The following is a 14,470-nucleotide window of genomic DNA, read 5'->3' on the forward strand; positions in this document are numbered from 1 at the left end:
CCCGCGGAGCGGGTACCATATCGCTGCGCGATATGCAAGCGAACACGCGCGCTGCGCGCGAGTGTTGCGCTCCCGCTCCGCGGGAGCGCTGGCGGGACGCTGCGCGTCCCGCTCAACCCGGGCGCTGCGCGCCCGGGTTGACGCTCCGTTCGCTGCGCTCCCGGAGCTGCGGGACGTTGTCCCGCAGCCGGTCCTGCGCTGCGCTTCGGACCGGCTCATGACGGGGCCGGCCTCCGGCCGGCCGGTGGCCTCCGCTGCGCTCCAGCCACCCAGCACGCTCCGCGTGCCTAGGCGTGCCGAGCTCCGCGCGGCACGCCGACGGGCCTGACGGCCCGAGCTGCAGCGGCTGGAGGGGGTGGCGGGAGTCGGGCGAGTGACGGGCCGCGGGGGGCTCCGGAGAGAGTGAGCCGGACTGAGGGGGCGTCAAGGCTTCGGATTGGGTTGCGATAAGGCAAGACTAACGGCTTTCATCCACGCTAGGGGAATTTCGGCATTCTGTGTGCTTCATTTTTAAGAGCGGGATAGACTCTGGACTCAGAGCACACCACCCCGGACAGCTCCGGAGGGTCATCGACATCCATCACAGGGCCTTGCCGGTGCTCCGGTGAGGCAGAGATTCAGCCGACCATGTCAGTTCAACCGTAGCTCTTGTGGATCTCTCTACGTGCAGGTTCCCGTTTCCCGCCGCCCGAATCGACCCGACGGTACCCCAGGAGGAGGCAGGCGAATATGTCGAGCACAAACCGCGCTGACCAGCGCGAGGCAGCCCAGCGAGAAGCCATTGACGCGGTCGTACGCGCCCTCGAATTGCCTGCAAGATCACTTGTGCCCGAACGAGGGCTTCGAACACAGGTGATCATGGCGACCGGGTCCGGGAAGACCCGGGTGGCGGTCCGCAGCGCGGAGGAGCTCCACGCGGGCCGTGTCCTGGTGCTCGTGCCCTCGCTGGACCTGCTCGCCCAGACCGAGGCCGCGTGGCGCGAGGGAGGCCGCCAGGGCCCGATGATCGGGGTGTCCTCCCTGCGGGGCGAGGAGGTGTCCTTCCCCAACACAACGGCCGTGGACGAGCTGGTGGAGTGGGCGCGGGGCCTGGAGAAGGTGACGGTGTACGCCACGTACGCGAGCCTCGGTCTGGGCACGCTGGAACGGGCGCACGCCGCCGGCCTTTCGGCTTGGGACCTGATCGTCGTGGACGAAGCCCACCGGGTTTCGGGCCGGATCGGGAAGCCCTGGGCGGTCGTCCACGACAACCAGAAGATCCCCTCCCTGCGCCGTCTGTACATGACGGCCACGCCGCGGCTGTGGCAGCTCGGGGACGAGGATGAAGCCGGCGCACCCGGCGAGCTGGTCGCGAGCATGGACGACGACCCCGACGGCCCCTTCGGCAGCAGGGCGTTCACGCTGACCCTCTCGGAGGCCACCGACCGGGGAATCTGCGCCCCCTACCAGGTCGTATGCGTGGACATCACCGACACTGCCCTCCAGGCCGCGCAGCTCCTGGGCGCGGAGGGCCGCTCGGACCAGGTGCGCGGGGCGCGGCTCGCCGCTCTGCAGACCGCCCTGGTGAAGGCGTCGGCCGAAGAGGGCTTCCGCCGCACGCTGGTCTTCCACCATCAGATCCGCGAGGCCGAGGCGTTCGCGGCCGGCCTTCCCGACGTCGCCGCGCAGCTGCACGCCGCCGACCCCGAGCTGTACCCGAAGACGATCTGGGCGGACTGGCTGTGCGGCGACCACAAGCCGCTCCACCGCCGCCGCCTCCTCGGGGAGTTCGCGGCCGGGATCGCCACGGACGGCACCGTCGTGGAGAAGTGCTTCCTGTGCTCGGTGAAGGTCCTGGGCGAGGGCGTCGACACCAAGAACTGCGACTCCGTGTACTGGGCGGACGTACGCGGGTCCATGCCCGACCTGGTCCAGGCCGTGGGGCGGGCGCTGCGGATGCAGCCGGGCGAGGGCAAGATGGCCAGCCTGGTCGTGCCGGTCCTGCTCGGGCCCGGTGAGACGGCGGACAACATGCTCACGAGCAGGGCGTTCGGCGGCCTCGCCAAGCTGCTGGAGGCGCTGCGGGCGCACGACGCGCGGATCGTGGAGACGCTCGCGGAGCAGCAGGCCCCGAGCCGCTACAAGCCCGTCAGCAAGGACGACAGCGGGAAGAGCACGGGTGGGAGCGGCGAGGGTTCCGGAGGCGTCAGCGCCCCCGCCAAGGCCCTGCTGAAGTTCTCCACGCCCCGCGACCCGGCCGCCCTCGCCGCGTTCATCAACCTGCGCGTCCTTAACCCGGAGCACGAGCACTGGCGGCGCGGCGTGGAGGCCGCCGTCATCTACGCCCGCGAGCACGGCGACCTCCGCGTTCCGTTCACGTTCCGGGTGCCCGCCGCCGTCGACGGCCAGGAGGCCGAAGAGAGCGGGTGGCCAGCCTCGCTCGCCGGGTTCCCGCTGGGGCAGTGGACCGCCGACGCGCGCCGGTTCTACGCCCGCGGCCGTCTGGACGAGGACCGCGTCGCGCAGTTGGAGAAGCTCGGCATGATCTGGTCGCACTTCGACGTCGCGTGGGAGGAGGGCCTGTCCGCCGCGCGCGGGTGGGCCGCCGAACACGGGCACCTCCTGGCCCCGCTGGACGCCACCTTCCAGGGGTACCGGGTAGGCATCTTCCTGAAAAACGCGCGGGCCGCCGCCCGGAAGGCGCAGGAGAACGAGCAGCGGCGTACCGAGGGGCTGCCGGTGGAGTCGTCGGCCGGGGCGCTGTCGGACGAGCGGCGTGAGCAGCTGGAGGAGATCGACGCGTCCTGGTGCCCGAGCTGGCCGGTGACGTGGCAGCGCTGCTTCCACCTGGTGAGGATGCACCTGGACGCGGGCGAGGCGCTGCCCACCGAGGTGGGCGACGTCGTGCGCCAGGGCGAGGATCTCGGGCGGTGGGTGCAGTCGGTGCGGCTCGGCTGGGACCAGCTCACGAGCGTGCAGCAGTGGATGTGCGAGCAGGTTCTCGGGATCGAGCCCGCCAGCGAGGACGAGAAGCCCAAGCGCCGTACGCAGGCCGACAAGTGGGCGCTGAACTACGAGGCCGCCCGCCAGTTCTACGAGCGTGAGGGGCACCTTCAGGTGCCGAGGAAGCACGTCGAGCGGATCGTCGGCGGCGAGGACCAGGAGGAGCGGGAACATAAGCTGGGCGCCTGGATCGGGAACCAGCGCAGCCGGGCGGCGACCCTGACGCCGGAGCGGATGGAGCAGCTGTCCGCAATCGGGATGCGGTGGTCCTGATGGTGGGCGTCATCGTCACCACGGCCGCCGCGCTCGCCGCCGGCTACCTGCTCGGGCAGCTGCGCCCGTGGCAGCGGCTGGACGACTGGGCGGCCGATCAGGTCCGCTTCACCGGGGCGTGGGTCCGGGGCGGCACCGCCCACCAGGCCGTCGTCGTCCTGGCCCACGCCGTCACCGCGCCGCGCACCAGCTGGCGCATCATGCGCGCCCCGGCCACCGAGACCCGAGCACCGACGCCCGTACGCGATCCGGACTGGGTCGCCAACCGCACCCGCACCGACCAGGGAGGCACCGCGTGAGCACCGAGCAGCACGACGCGTACGGCCAGGAGCTGGCCCGCATCAGCCACCACCAGCACGAGGCCACCGACGCGCGGTTCATGGTCTTCCAGGCCCTGGCCGCTGTCGGCATCGGGCACGAGCAGGCCGACGACATCGTGGCGAAGCTGGAGGCCGGGGCGGTGGCCGGCGCCCACACCTGGATCTCCGAGAGCAGCCCTCCGCACGGGTCCGAGCCGCGGTTCGAGGACGGCTGGTTCGCCGGTGTCCGCGACGTCGCCAGCTACCTGCTGCGCATCGCCGACACCACCGCCACCGCCGGGCGGGGGCGCGCCGCCTCCAGCGCCATGTTGGTCGCCCACCTCCAGCAGCCCGCCTCCCCCGCCCCGCAGGAGGCTCCCGAGCCGGAGCCGGAGCCGGTGCTGGACGCGAAGGATGTCCTGGCGGCCGCGGAGCGCTTCCCGTGGGCCGTGGCCGCGCCGGGTGAGCGGCACTGGCCGGACGGCGGGGACTTCCTGGACGCCGCTCTGAGTGCGGTGCGCACCGAGGAACACGAGGGGTACATCGAGCGCCTGGAGGCATTCGTGGAGCAGCACCGCGCACGCCTGGAGGATCTGCTGCGCACGCACGGGCCGGGCAGCAAGCCCGCCTCGCACGGCCGGTACGCGCTGATCGGGCAGCCCGAGACCCTGGTCATCGTGGAGCGGATGGAGAGCGCCCCGTTCCTGCTGCGCGGCCAGTGGGAGAAGGAGTTGGAGACGGTCTTCCTGGACGACCTCGAGTTCGTGTGGGGGCCGCGGATCCGCCTCAGCCGGTGAGCAGCCGGGAAACAGCGGGGCCGGGCAGGGTGATCCTGTCCGGCCCCGCTGTCGTCGGTCAGCGACTCATCCGCCCGCCGACTGTGGGCTTGCCCAGGGTCGCCTTGGGCTTGCCCACCACCGACCGTGCGGGCTTGCCCAGGGTGGCCTTGGGCTTGCCCGGCCGCCGACGGCCTGCCCGCTTCAGCCGCGCAGACGGGAGAGCCAGCCGGTGGCCTTCTGCTTGGGCACGGCCTGGTCCTGCTCCTGGTCGGGCTCCTCCTGCCGGGGACTCACACCCCAGGTTCGGTCCAAGTCGGCCTCGAACCGCTGGTCGCAGTCCCCGCACAGCGTCGGGTGCTTCGCCGGGGAACGGCTCCAGCCGACGCGCTTGGTCGCCTTCCACCGTTCGTCGGTGAACGCGGCACCGCATTCGGTGCAGACGGGGCGCTGGGGGGTCTCCCAGAAGTCGTCCGGCCCTGCCTCGCCGCGAACCGGCTCCTGGCGCTCCTGCGTGCCAGCCGCTGGGCTGACGACGGCGCCGGCCTTCTGCTTGCAGCCGTCGCACAGGTGCGGGTGGGAGTCCTTCGGGGTGCCCCAGTCCGTCGCCTGTGCCGCCTCCCACCGTGCGTCGGTGAACTTCACCCCGCAGTCAGCGCACACGGGACGACGCGCCTCACGCTCGGCTGCCTGCTTCGCCGCCTGCTCCTGCGCCGCGCGCTGCACCTTCGCCTGGTACTCCCGCTGAGCACGCGCGGTCTCTTCCCGGGCTCGGGTGTCGGCGGCCTCGCGGCGGGGGTTGCCGATCGCCTCCCGCAGGGGCTCCATGTGGTCGCGGCCGAAGCGGAGGAAGACCGCACCGGTCGGGCCGTGCTGGCTCAGGTTCTTCAGCCCGGTCGCGATGATCGGGATCCGCCCGTCGTAGCGATGGTGGCCGGCCTTCTGCCGCTCGCCCTCCCACAGGTGCCGGGTGAGGTCCATCAAGCGCGGGACCGTGCGGTTGGGGTTGCGCTCGCCGACCCGGTTGAACACCAGCAGGACGGGCGGGTGCGTCTTGTCGCCGGACCAGGTATCCGGGGCCGTCCAGCGGGTGCGCCACATCGGGCGCTCCTTGCCATCGGTGTCCTTCACCTTCCGCTTGAAGAACCGGGCGTACTTCTCCAGCTTGGCGGCGAGCTCCTCCGCGGTCTCGTGGCAGTTGTCGACCTCGATGAACAGCAGCGGCACCCCGTCCTGCGGTGCAGTGAGCACCAGATCGGCCTGGGCGCCGCCCTTGCCGGGCGCGTTCCACGTACCGGTCGCGGGCAGCGGGACCTCGGTCCAGTACGAGGCGATGGTGCCGATCCCATCGGGTCCGTCGACGACGGCCTGGGCGGCTGCCTGGACGTGCGGCGGGTCGTCGGCGAGCTTGGCCATGTTCGGCTTCGGGCGCAGCATCGCGATCACCGTCTCGTTGACGGCCATCGGGTGGGAGGCCCCGCTGGAGCCCGCACCGCGCGCGGTGGAGCCCATCTCCGTCGCCGGGCGGCGCAGCTCGTGGGAGGCGGCTTCCAGGCCCTTGGTGGTCAGGTTCCGCAGGGCGTCGCCCGTCTCGGTGGAGCCGCCGTTCTCGGACAGGCCGTGCTTGCGCATGTCGGAGAGCGCGCCGGTGTGCGAGGCGGTACGGGCCTGCTTCTGCTTCGACGGGGTCTCCTTGTCGGCGTGCCGGAACGTCAGATGCGGAGCACCGATCCGCTGGATCTGATCAGCCGTCGCGACCTTCAGCGCTCCCAGCACGCGCAGCACGTCGCCGCGGTAGCTGTTCGTCGACCCCGCCGGGTTGTTCTTCCGCTTCCCCGCCATCAGCTCTGCTCCCTCGTTGCTCGCGACCGGCCGCCGGCCGACCGGCGCAGCTGCTGGCCGCGCCTGGCCTGGGAGGGCGTCCGGGCCCCCCGGAACCCGATGATCTCCTCCACTACGGACATCAGGAGGAGAGAAGAGGGTTGTGACGGCGCAGTTTTCGCGCCGATTGCGGCTCTGACAAGGGGTTTTCCCCCGACCCCGGGTGCCGGGCACCAAAGGGGGTTCCTGAGTGCCCTTCGAAGGGGGCACCCAGGGAGTCCCCTTGGGCTTGCCCGCCACGGGCCGGCCTTCCGGTGTGATCGGCCCGAGCGGCATCGCTGCCCGGCCCTCGGGTGGGTGCTCGTCATCGTCTCGTCTCCTTCGCTGCCCCGGCCGGGGCGGTCGTCGCGAAGGAGCAGCGTGCAGGGGACCCCCTTGTCCGCGGTCTGACCGTGGCCGGTAGCGAGCCTGGTCAAGGAGAAACGCGGCGGTGGTCGGGCGGTAGCAGAGGTGGACAAGGGGTCGGGGGCGGGTGCGTGGTCGGGCCGACCATGCTGGACAAGGGGGCCCGGTTTGGCCCTTGCAGCCCCGATTCGTCCCTTTCTCGTGAAGCAGGGAGAAATCTCTGGCCACTGTCCACAGGCCCGCGCGCCAAGCATGTGATGAGCACGCCGCGAGTCGCGCGGCGGCCATCGTGAGGAGAGCTTGATGCCGTACCTGATCCCGTCCCGCACACCGCTGACGCCCGACCAGGTGGAGCGGGGCTTCGACTACCTCCTGGCGCTCCAGACGGGCGGCGGCACCTCTGTCGCCGGGCGGGCGGAAGCCGACCCGGAGCTGGCGTTCATCCTGCTGCGGATCGCAGAGGACATCGTCTGGCCCGTCACGGCCGTGGACGCAGAGGCCGACCTGTGCGCGGACTCCTTCGTCCTGGACGAGGTCGGGTGCGTGCTGCTGTCCGCGCTGCGCGACTGGGCGCGGGACTCTCCCACCACGGCGGTGCCGGGCATCGCCCGCAGCATCATCCGGTTCATGGTGAGCGTCATCCCGGACCCCGACCGCGAGGACACCGCCGACACCTTGGAGGCGCTGCGCGACGCGCGCCTGGCGGTGGCTCACGCGGTGCTCTCCGGACCCGGCGCGCACCGGTAACCGCACCACCGCACCAGGTGGGTGCGCACCGATGCGGTGGTGCGGTGCACCGGTGCGGTGCGGTGGTGCGCCCGGGTCCATCCGGTGCGCACCACGATGCGCACCACCGTCCATCCGGTGCGCATCCATTCGGTGGGCGGTGCGCACCGGTGCGGTCGGTGCGCGGGAGTGGTGCGCACCGGGTGGGGTCGGTGCGGTGGAGTGGAGCATCTGGGGGAGGCGCGTTTCTCCTTGACACGGGCCGAGGTCAAGGGGAAATGCGGCGGGCGCGCACCGGGTGGATGCACGGCATCGTCCCCGGCGATGTCGTCCACTCCCGCCCGATGTCGTCCGCTCCACCGGGTGGGCTCCACTCAGTGGAGCGGATGCCGCGCACGGTGGTCTCCACTCCGGTGCGGTGGCCTCCACTCGGTGGAGTGGGGTGCACCGCACCGTCGGTGCGCACCACCGCACCGGGTGCGCACCATCGGGTCCACTCAGTGGCCGGCCTCGCGGCCGCGGTGCGGTCCGGGCTCCTGCGGGCGGTGCGCCTGCTGGTCGTCCGGGCGCACCGGGCGCACTACGTCGGCGTCGGCCTGTGCGGTGTGGCGGTCCGCGCGGACGCGGGAGTCTTCGGCCATCTTGGTGGCCACCTCCTGGAGGCGGCGCAGTCGGTCGGCCGTGAGATCGAGGGCTTCCACGTCCGTGCGGGACTGCCGCAGGGCCCGCACGGCCGTCATGTCGATCGCCTCCTGGCGGCCCGGCTCCGGCCCCTGGCCGTCGTGCCCGGGGTCGGCCGGCTCGGGTGCGAGCAGCTGCTCGGGCATCGCCGCCTGCTGGTGGGCGACCACGTCGTACGCCCGGCCCCGCACGGCGGCGGTCGTGGTGGTGCGCAGCTTCTCCCGCACCACCGCACCGGCGAGGACGGCACGGTCGTACTGGAGCGGGATGCGGGGTATCTCCCACTCCCCCGCGTCCTGGCCCGGCGGCCGGAGCGCAGCCGGCTCGCCGGGATCGGTCGGGGGCTGCCGGTCCGGGTCGGGCGTGGGAGTGGGTGGGCGGGGCCGGGCGGGGAGGTCGGCCAGGTCCCACCGGGCTGTGTAGAGGCGGTAGTCCGCCAGCAGGCCGATCGTGGTCTTCGGCTCGCTGATGTCCAGGCAGTGGGTGGAGATGGCGGCGGCCACGATTCTGTCGTCCAGGCCGGGTTCGCGGCGGCGGCCGCGCAGGACCAGGGCGAGGTGACGGCGGGCTTCGGCGAGCAGGTGCCGGCGGTGGAAGCGCCCGCCCTCGTTCATCACGAACACCGTCGCGGTGACGTCGACGGCCGCCAGGGCGACGTCGACCACGGCGGCGACCCGGGCCCGGATCGCCGCGGCTGCGGCGCGGGCGTACTCGAGGAGGGAGTTGATGACGTCGACGGCCACCCCGGAGGTGAGGATCGCGCTCGCCTTCCACCACGCGCGCAGCTGCGCGAGCGGCCGGGCCGACTGCTTCGGCGGGCGGGTCTTGCGGGCGGCCATGGCGTTCAGCCTGGCGCGGGCCCGCTCGGAGACCACGGGCAGGAACTTCAGCTCACCATCGTCGTCGACGGCGGTGACGTACTCGTGCTCCAGCTCTTCCAGGCAGGCGGCGATCTGGTCGCTGCGCCGGGAGGTCCAGCGGATCAGCTCGTGCGGCACCCCGGCAATCTCCATCACAGGCCGGCGCCCCGGGGTGACGATGCGCGGCTCGGTCGCCAGCCCGAGCGCCTCGCAGACCTCCGCAGCAACGAGCTCGTTGTAGAGCGCGGAGGCGGCAACGGTGTTCTCGTGGAGGGCCAGGGTGTGGATCGAGCCCCACTTGCCGTCCAGGCGCTGCCCCTTCACGGACAGCAGCAGATGGTCATGGAGCAAGGGTCGCCCGGAGCGCGCCTCGTAGTGGCGGAAGCGGGCGGCGACCAGACCGCCCGGCGGCCGCACCCGGTAGATGCCGTCCTTGCCGTACCGGATCACCGCCACCTCGTCCTCGATCCACTCCAGCACCCGCTCGATCGCCCGCTCGTGCGCGGCCTCGATCACCCGCCGGGTCTCCTCATCCCCCAGCGCCCACAGGAGGTAGACCGTCGGCTGCGGCCGGAACACGAAGTCGACACCAGTGACCGTGACCCGGCGTCCGAGGGCGCCGGCCTTGAACGCCTTCTTCGCGGAGTCGCCCGCCGCGAGCCGGTCGGCCTCGATCCGGTCCGCGTACGGATGGCGGCCCCGCTCGCCGAACAGGTTCCGCAGCTGTGCCTCGGTGACCTCCTCACCCGGCGCCAGCCCGAGCACGGCCAGGCCGCGTCCCATCCATCGCCCGACCGGGACCCCGGCCTGCTCCTGGGCGACGCGCAGCGGCGTGCGGGCCGGGCGCCGGCCATCGCCGACGACGGTCTGACGCAGGTAGTAGCGGTACATCTGACCGGCCCGGATCACCTTGATATCCACTGTCATGGAGACCACGCCACACGGCCCTGACCTGCAAGAAAAGGCCGATCAGCAGTACGTCCCGCCAGGCGGGAGCAGCAGCCGAACTTTCTTCTCAGGTGCCCACCGGGCGGGAAGCGGCCCCGCGCCGAACACAAATGTCATCGCTCTCCGGCACCACTCACACCCCGACCCCAACGACACCAACAAGCACCACTGAGCACCATCCAGCGCCACCGAACGAACACCACCAACGAGCACCGCCTACAGCAGCCCCCGGCACCCGCCGGGGGCTTCGTCGTGCTGCCCGAAGGAGACCACCGTGCCCACCTTCGAGACCCTCCCCCGCTTCACCGCCGACCTCCAGCACCTCACCCCCGCCCAGCGCCGGCGCTTCCACCGCGTCGTCCTCGACTCCTTCGTCCCCGACCTCCGCACCGGGCTCTTCCGCCCCGGCCTACGCGTCAAGGGCCTGCGCACCGCCCCCGGCGTCTACGAGCTCACCTGGGCACGGAACGGACGCGCGACATGGCAGTACGGCCAGGAGCGGATCTCCGGGGCCTGCCACGTCGTGTGGCGCCGGATCGGCACCCACTCCATCCTCACCGGCCCCTGACCTTCGCCCGGCTACCCGCCGAGGCAGCAGGAGCCGGACGGCCGCGAGGCCCAGAGGACGCTGGCGCAGCAGCGCGGAGGGGTCAGCGCTCGGCGCGGTGGTCGTAGACCGTGAGGGCCAGGGCTCGCATCGCGGCCTGGGCGTGTTCGGGGTTCAGGCCCTGGTCGACGGCTTCCAGGGCTTCGGCCGCCGAGACCCTTACCGCGAGGGGGAGGCCGTCGTAGGCGGCGGCACGGTAGGCGACGGTACGGCGGGCCTGGCGTTCCGTTTCGCTCACGCCGTCAGGGGTGAGCGGGAAGACCGCGGCCTGGTACGTCGCGATGCTCACCAGGACCGCGTCGGCGATTCCCTCCGCATAGCCGTCGGCCCGGACGGCATCGGGGTCGGGCGGGAAGAGGGCGGCGATCTGGCGGCGGGCGAGGAACGAGCCGATCCCCGCACCCAGGCCGGCCGCACCCGCAGCAACCAGGGCCGTCGTCCTGCCGCCGAGGAGAAGGCCGAAACAGACTCCGCTGAGCGCCGCGCACGTCACCAGCACGAACGTGATCAACAGGTGTATGCGAGTGGCGAGCGGAGACGTCATCCCAGCAGTATGCCGCCGGGCATCAGCCGGGAGAGACGGAGGCTACGGACCTCCGAAGAGGCCGCAGCTGCCGAAGTCCAGCCGGGTGGTAGCCACCGGCGGTGGCGGTGCCGTTTCTACGGCCTCCCCGCGTGCGCGTTGGCCCGGTCCGTCAGCTACATGCCGCTCCGCAGGTCCGCCCTCATGCGCGTGAGCCGGGCCGTCATTCAGCCCCTTCCAGCTGGCGGCGAAGCGGTCCGCCCTCGTGCGCGTGGGCCGGGCGCGATGACGGCCGCCAGCGTTCCGGCGGAAAGCGGTCCGCCCTCGTGCGCGTGGGCCGGGCCGGGTGCTCCCACCACAGGTGACACCACCGGGCGGTCCGCCCTCGTGCGCGTGGGCCGGGCGCCACGTGGAATTTTCGGAACCTCGGCGCGGGCGGTCCGCCCTCGTGCGCGTGGGCCGGGCCGGGCTTGGCCTGTCCGGCTGGTCCCTGTCGACGGTCCGCCCTCGTGCGCGTGGGCCGGGCCTGCCCTCGGTGTGCCACGCCATCGCTGGATTCGGTCCGCCCTCGTGCGCGTGGGCCGGGCACTTCGCGACCTGCGCGTTCTTGTGCTCTTTGCAATTTTGTGACTGCTTCGCCAAGCCAGCTAGGCAGCCCGTTTCCTACGCGCGGTGAGGGTGGCCGGAGGATCGCTCCTCCGGGGCGGCCCGGCTCGATGAGCCGGGTCTTCCCGCTTCACTGGGGACTGCCTCCCGCCCAGCCGGACAGGTGGACTCACACCCCCTCCACGGGCGTTTTCCGTCTCCTCTCTACCAGAGGCGACGTGTTGCGCGAGCCGCTCGATGTTACGGGCCGCGTTGAGATCGCGGTCCATCGTCAGCCCACACGGTGTGCACTCGAACTCCCGGTCGGCCAGGGTGAGGCGGCGTGGATTTTGCCACCCGCAGACCGAACAGGTCTGACTGGAGGGGACCCAGCGACCGCACACAGCAATCGCGGCCCCGTACCAGTGAGCTTTGTAGGTGAGCTGCCGTCGCAGCTCACCGAAGGACGCGTCCAGGACCGAGCGATTCAGCCCGGCCTTCTGGCGGACCTTGCGGCCGGGGTTGTCGACGGTGCCACGGGCGGACGCCGTCATGCCGGCCACGTTGAGGTCTTCGACAGCGACGGTCGCGAACGCGGTCACGAGCCGCTTCGTCAAGGTGTGCAGGGATGTTGCGCGGCGTTCGGCGGTCAGGTGCTGGATGCGGCCGATGCGCCGGGCCGCTTTCGCGCGCCGCTTCGACCCCTTGGCGGTGCGGGCGTAGGTCTGCTGGGCCCGGGTGAGCCGACGTCGCGCGGCCTTGCCGTGCCGGGCATTGGGGACAAGGTCAAGTTGCGGGCCGCCGCGGGTCATAGAGACGGGCTTGGAGACGGCAGCCAGAACCTTGACCCCGAGGTCGACCCCGATGGTGCCCCGCGCGCGTTGGGCGTGCGTGGGCTGTTCCGGCAGCTCCTGCCAGACCTTGCACAGCACAGAGGCGTACCAGCGGCTGCCACCGCGGGCGACGGTGACGGACTGGACGACGGCTTCGCCCCGGCCGACGAGGCGAGCCAGGCGTTTGCCGGATTCGTGGAGACGGACCGAGCCGATTCGGGGGAGGAGCAGCCGGCGGTACCCGTCGAGGCGGATGGTGGGTGCTTTCACGTCGTGGTGCAGGCGGAAGGAGTCGCGGGCGCGGCCCTTGCGCTTGAACCGGGGGTAGCCGACGGGGCGGCCGGCGCGCTGGCCCCGGAGCGAATCCATCCAGTTCTTGAAAGCCGTGTCGGCGTCCCTGAAAGCAGACTGGAAGGCGTGGGTGGCGACGTCCCGCCACCACGGGCACGGGCGGTGGGGCCCCATCGCTCCGGGGAGGACCTCCTGCACCCGGGGGTCGCCCTTGATCGCGTTGAGCGATGTCTGGATCGCCGGCTTCATCGGGATGGGGACGTTCACCGCCTTGCGGGCGTCCTTCTCCGTCATGCCCGCCGCAACAAGGGCTTCGACCTCAGCCCGCCGCCTCGCGTGGGCTCCGCTTTTTACGCCGATGGCGTGGTTGTACGCCCACCGGGCGGCACCCGCATGCTGGTTCAGGCTGGCCAGCTGCGTATCCGTGGGATCGAGAGCGAAGCGGAAAGCGCGCAAGACCTCTGCACGTCCCATACTCGCCTCCCGACCCACACAGCAGAACTCGCACCAACGGGGCCGAAGCCGCAGGACCCCGCAGAGGGAATTCTGATCATTACTTGAGATGACTCCCGCTCACCGGGGACGGCGTGTCGGGCGGAGCCACCATGACGGCCCACAGGAAGCGCAGCCCACCCACGGTCCAACCGCCTGGCGCAGGGTCCGCAGAGCCGAGGAACCACCGCCCTCCAGGCGACCGAGGCTGGGGCCGGGCCCGCTGCAGCCATACGCAGGCGCGGCGTCCGCGGGCCCTGGACGGCCTTATCGGGCTGCGAGACGGTGACCCGCGCCGCAGGCTGGTCCCATGCCGAGAGCAATGTGGACCGGGGCGATCGGGTTCGGGCTGGTGTCCGTGCCCGTGCAGCTGGTGCCTGCGGTCAAGGAGCACGACCTGGGACTGCATCAAGTGCACGACAAGGACCAGGGCCGTATCCACCAGGAGCGGGTCTGTGAGGTCTGCGGGGAGGTGGTCCCGTACGAACACCTCGCCAGCGCCTTCGAGAGCGACGAGAAGAGGGCCGTCCTGACGGATGAGGATCTCGCCGAGCTCCCGCTGCCGAGCAAGAAGCTGATCGACGTCCTCGCGTTCGTCGACGCCGAGGAGATCGACCCGATCCAGCTCGACAAGCCCTACCTCCTGGCACCCGCCAGCGCAGCGGCGAACAAGGCGTACGTCCTGCTCCGCGAGACCCTGAAACAGACCGACCGGGTCGCGGTCACCAAGATCACTATCCGGACGCGGGAGTCCCTGGCCCTGCTGCGCGTCCACGACGATCTCCTGGCCGTGCACACCATGGTCTGGCCTGGCGAGGTCCGCGACCCCGCCGGCCTCGCCCCGCCGGAATCGGTGACGGTACGGCCCCAGGAGATCGGCATGGCCGCATCTCTGATGGAGCGACTGTCCGAGGGTTTCGATTTCGAGGCCCTCGACGATGCCTACCAGGGCGCCCTCAAAGATCTCGTCATGTCGAAGATCGAAGACCGTCCCGCCCCCAAGGCCGCCAAGAGCAGCCCGGCACCGTCCAACGTCGTCGATCTCATGGCAGCCCTCCAGGCCTCCATCGACCGCGCCGACAGCGGCACGGCCAACGGCCAGCCCGAGACCAGGACGAAGAAGGCCGCGGCCAAGAAGACCGCCAAGGCACCGGCCAAGAAATCCGCGAAGAAGACGACCGCTAAGAAGCGCCGGACCGGCTGAGGCCCTGGACGAGTGGGCCGGACGGGTCACGACGTGTGACTGAGCGCGGCGCTTGGCGAGACTCGCCAAGCGCCGCGCTCAGGTCTCGTGTGTCAGTGCCCGGCTTCCGGATGCCAGAGTGTGCCGGCGTAGCGGATGAGGGCGGTGGTGAACTCGGAGTGCTG

Annotated in this window: 10 protein-coding genes and 1 CRISPR repeat array; of the genes, 6 read left to right on the top strand and 4 right to left on the bottom strand. The window is 71.5% G+C overall.

Features of this window, described 5'->3' with window-relative positions:
• Positions 1–729: 729 nt before the first annotated feature.
• Genes FHS38_RS34570 through FHS38_RS34580 form a run of 3 tightly spaced genes read left to right on the top strand, consistent with a single transcriptional unit; the run spans position 730 to position 4,351 of the window.
• Positions 730–3,255, top strand: a complete 2,526-nt coding sequence (locus tag FHS38_RS34570) for a DEAD/DEAH box helicase (RefSeq protein ID WP_184740530.1) — start codon at positions 730–732, stop codon at positions 3,253–3,255.
• Positions 3,255–3,554 carry a hypothetical protein gene (locus FHS38_RS34575; RefSeq protein WP_184740531.1) on the top strand — a complete coding sequence of 100 codons (300 nt, stop codon included), beginning with the start codon at positions 3,255–3,257 and terminating at the stop codon, positions 3,552–3,554. Before FHS38_RS34570 ends, FHS38_RS34575 begins: the two co-directional genes overlap by 1 nt.
• Positions 3,551–4,351, top strand: coding sequence for a hypothetical protein (locus FHS38_RS34580; RefSeq protein ID WP_184740533.1), 801 nt, complete (start codon positions 3,551–3,553; stop codon positions 4,349–4,351). Before FHS38_RS34575 ends, FHS38_RS34580 begins: the two co-directional genes overlap by 4 nt.
• A 183-nt stretch (positions 4,352–4,534) precedes the next feature.
• Here the strand turns inward: FHS38_RS34580 and FHS38_RS34585 are convergent, their stop codons facing one another.
• Complete coding sequence (locus FHS38_RS34585) at positions 4,535–6,172, bottom strand: replication-relaxation family protein (RefSeq protein WP_229822950.1); 1,638 nt, start codon at positions 6,170–6,172, stop codon at positions 4,535–4,537.
• A 687-nt stretch (positions 6,173–6,859) separates the two neighbouring features.
• Between FHS38_RS34585 and FHS38_RS34590 the strand changes: the two genes are divergently transcribed.
• Positions 6,860–7,303, top strand: a complete 444-nt coding sequence (locus tag FHS38_RS34590) for a hypothetical protein (RefSeq protein WP_184740535.1) — start codon at positions 6,860–6,862, stop codon at positions 7,301–7,303.
• A 476-nt stretch (positions 7,304–7,779) separates the two neighbouring features.
• Here FHS38_RS34590 and mobF read toward each other — a convergent pair whose 3' ends face one another.
• Positions 7,780–9,750, bottom strand: a complete 1,971-nt coding sequence (gene mobF / locus FHS38_RS34595) for a MobF family relaxase (RefSeq protein ID WP_184740537.1) — start codon at positions 9,748–9,750, stop codon at positions 7,780–7,782.
• A 295-nt stretch (positions 9,751–10,045) separates the two neighbouring features.
• Between mobF and FHS38_RS34600 the strand changes: the two genes are divergently transcribed.
• A complete protein-coding gene (locus FHS38_RS34600) occupies positions 10,046–10,339 on the top strand; it encodes a hypothetical protein (RefSeq protein ID WP_184740539.1) in 294 nt (97 codons plus the stop codon).
• Positions 10,340–10,421: 82 nt separating this feature from the next.
• On the opposite strand, the gene FHS38_RS34605 is transcribed toward FHS38_RS34600, so the two are convergent.
• Together FHS38_RS34605 and FHS38_RS34610 are read right to left on the bottom strand one after the other, a co-directional pair.
• Positions 10,422–10,922, bottom strand: a complete 501-nt coding sequence (locus FHS38_RS34605) for a hypothetical protein (protein ID WP_184740541.1) — start codon at positions 10,920–10,922, stop codon at positions 10,422–10,424.
• A 171-nt stretch (positions 10,923–11,093) separates the two neighbouring features.
• Positions 11,094–11,488: direct repeats of the CRISPR family, unit length 29 nt; unit sequence CGGTCCGCCCTCGTGCGCGTGGGCCGGGC.
• A gap of 60 nt (positions 11,489–11,548) precedes the next feature.
• Entirely contained in the window at positions 11,549–13,084 is a 1,536-nt protein-coding gene (locus FHS38_RS34610; RefSeq protein ID WP_229822951.1) for an RNA-guided endonuclease InsQ/TnpB family protein, read from the bottom strand.
• 328 nt (positions 13,085–13,412) lie between these two features.
• On the opposite strand from FHS38_RS34610, the gene ku reads away from it, so the two are divergent.
• Positions 13,413–14,306 (top strand): non-homologous end joining protein Ku, encoded by an 894-nt coding sequence (gene ku / locus FHS38_RS34615; RefSeq protein ID WP_229822952.1) that lies wholly within the window; start codon positions 13,413–13,415, stop codon positions 14,304–14,306.
• The last annotated feature ends 164 nt before the right edge of the window (positions 14,307–14,470 follow it).

Source organism: Streptomyces netropsis (assembly GCF_014203545.1).
Lineage (GTDB): Bacteria > Actinomycetota > Actinomycetes > Streptomycetales > Streptomycetaceae > Streptomyces > Streptomyces netropsis.

What these genes read in the sequence shown, in the direction of transcription:
- FHS38_RS34570 (WP_184740530.1), top strand. Translation starts at nt 730, where the DNA reads ATGTCGAGCACAAACCGCGCTGACCAGCGCGAGGCAGCCCAGCGAGAA.
- FHS38_RS34575 (WP_184740531.1), top strand. Translation starts at nt 3,255, where the DNA reads ATGGTGGGCGTCATCGTCACCACGGCCGCCGCGCTCGCCGCCGGCTAC.
- FHS38_RS34585 (WP_229822950.1), bottom strand. Translation starts at nt 6,172, where the DNA reads ATGGCGGGGAAGCGGAAGAACAACCCGGCGGGGTCGACGAACAGCTAC.
- FHS38_RS34590 (WP_184740535.1), top strand. Translation starts at nt 6,860, where the DNA reads ATGCCGTACCTGATCCCGTCCCGCACACCGCTGACGCCCGACCAGGTG.
- mobF (WP_184740537.1), bottom strand. Translation starts at nt 9,750, where the DNA reads ATGACAGTGGATATCAAGGTGATCCGGGCCGGTCAGATGTACCGCTAC.
- FHS38_RS34605 (WP_184740541.1), bottom strand. Translation starts at nt 10,922, where the DNA reads ATGACGTCTCCGCTCGCCACTCGCATACACCTGTTGATCACGTTCGTG.
- FHS38_RS34610 (WP_229822951.1), bottom strand. Translation starts at nt 13,084, where the DNA reads ATGGGACGTGCAGAGGTCTTGCGCGCTTTCCGCTTCGCTCTCGATCCC.
- ku (WP_229822952.1), top strand. Translation starts at nt 13,413, where the DNA reads ATGCCGAGAGCAATGTGGACCGGGGCGATCGGGTTCGGGCTGGTGTCC.